3 protein-coding genes are annotated in these 1,777 nt (G+C 65.3%); all 3 read left to right on the forward strand.

Features of this window, described 5'->3' with window-relative positions; translation table 11 throughout:
- The first annotated feature begins 1 nt into the window (after nucleotide 1).
- Nucleotides 2-712, forward strand: coding sequence for an amino acid ABC transporter ATP-binding protein (locus AC1DY5_RS54140; protein WP_478122441.1), 711 nt, complete (start codon nucleotides 2-4; stop codon nucleotides 710-712).
- 38 nt (nucleotides 713-750) lie between these two features.
- The gene (locus AC1DY5_RS54145) at nucleotides 751-1,542 is read left to right on the forward strand and encodes a transporter substrate-binding domain-containing protein (RefSeq protein WP_478122442.1); all 792 of its coding nucleotides are present in this window, start codon (nucleotides 751-753) and stop codon (nucleotides 1,540-1,542) included.
- Between the two features lie 26 nt (nucleotides 1,543-1,568).
- The coding region (locus AC1DY5_RS54150) for an RpiB/LacA/LacB family sugar-phosphate isomerase (RefSeq protein ID WP_478122443.1) at nucleotides 1,569-1,777 on the forward strand (209 nt) is incomplete at its 3' end.

The following is a 1,777-nucleotide window of genomic DNA, read 5'->3' on the forward strand; positions in this document are numbered from 1 at the left end:
CCTGCACGACGTCCACAAGAGCTTCGGTTCGCTGAAGGTGCTCGAAGGCGTCGGCTTCGAAGTCGGTCGCGGCGCGGTGACGGCGATCATCGGGCGCAGCGGCTCGGGCAAGAGCACCGCCCTGCGCTGCATCGACCGGCTCGAGCGCATCGACAGYGGCGAGATCGAGGTCTGCGGCCATCGCGTCGATGCCACGGGCATCGACCTGAAGGCCCTGCGGCTCGACGTCGGCATCGTCTTCCAGAGCTACAACCTGTTCCCGCATCTGACGATCGAGCAGAACATCATGCTGGCGCCCCGATCGGTCAAGGGGCTTTCAAAGCCGGCCGCGCGGACGCTCGCGCACGCGGTTCTCGCCAAGGTCGGCCTGGCGGAGAAGGCGTCCTACTATCCCGAGCAGCTGTCCGGCGGCCAGCAGCAGCGCGTCGCCATCGCCCGTTCGCTGGCGATGCAGCCCAAGGTCATGCTGTTCGACGAAGTGACCTCGGCGCTCGACCCGGAGCTCACCGGCGAGGTGCTGCGCGTCATCGAGGACCTGGCGGCGGGCGGCATGACGATGGTCATGGTCACGCACGAGATGGCCTTCGCGCGCAAGGTCGCGGACCAGGTCCTGTTCATGCACCGCGGCAGGGTCTGGGAGCGTGGCGGCCCCGAGATCCTGTCATCACCCCAAACCGCCGAGCTTCGGCAATTCGTGGCCAGCGAGCTGTGAGGCCTGGCCCTTTCTGAAACCCTGGAGACAAGAGAAACATGAAAGCAGTCCGTTCCCTTTCCGTCCTGTGCGTTGCCGCCTGCCTCGCCATCACCGCAGTCGCCCATGCGGACGTGCTGGACAACGTCATGAAGGCCAAGAAGATCCGCATCGCGACGGACTTCTCGATCCCGCCGTCGGGCATGCTCGACAAGGACCTCAAGCCCACCGGCTCGGACGTCGAGACCGCCCAACTGCTCGCCAAGGACTGGGGCCTCGAACTCGAGTTCGTCCAGACCACCGGCGCCACGCGGATTCCGAACCTGCAGACCGACAAGGCCGACATCGTGGTCTCGACCCTTTCGGTGACGCCCGAGCGCCAGAAGGTCATCGACTTCTCGAAGCCGTATGCCGCATTGGTCTCGGTGATCGGCGCCCGCAAGGACCTCGCGATCAAGGACTGGCCCGACCTCAAGGGCAAGTCGGTCACCGTGACGCGCGGTACCACGCAAGACACCGAACTCACCCAGTTGGCGAAGGACCGGGACTTCAAGGTCGTGCGCTATGACGACGACGCGACCATGGTGACCGCCGGCGTGAGCGGCCAGGCCGACATCGTCTCGACCTCGGTGACGATCATGAACCAGATCACCACGAAGAATCCCCAGCGCCCCTTCGAGCAGAAGATCGTGCTGCGCAATCTCGATCTGGCGATCGGCGTCAAGAAGGGCGAGGAGCGGATGGTCACCAAGCTCAACGAGTGGGTCACGGCCAATCTCGCGAACGGCAAGCTCAACGCCATCTACAAGAAGTTCCACGGCAGCGACCTGCCCGCGAACATGCGTCCCTGAATCAACCCAAACCCCAGGAGGAACCCATGCGTCTCGTCATAGGCTCGGACCACGCCGGCTGGGTGCTGAAAAGCGCCGTCGTCGCCCACATCGCCAAGCTCGGCCACCCCGTCATCGACGTCGGCTGCTACGACGACAAGCCCGTCGACTTTCCCGACGTCGCGCGCGCGGTGGCAGCGAAGATCGTCACGGGCGAGGCCGATCGCGGCATCATGGTGTGCGGTACCGGCGTGGG

The organism is Variovorax sp. P4_D9 (assembly GCF_056401695.1).

What these genes read in the sequence shown, in the direction of transcription:
- AC1DY5_RS54145 (WP_478122442.1), top strand. Translation starts at nt 751, where the DNA reads ATGAAAGCAGTCCGTTCCCTTTCCGTCCTGTGCGTTGCCGCCTGCCTC.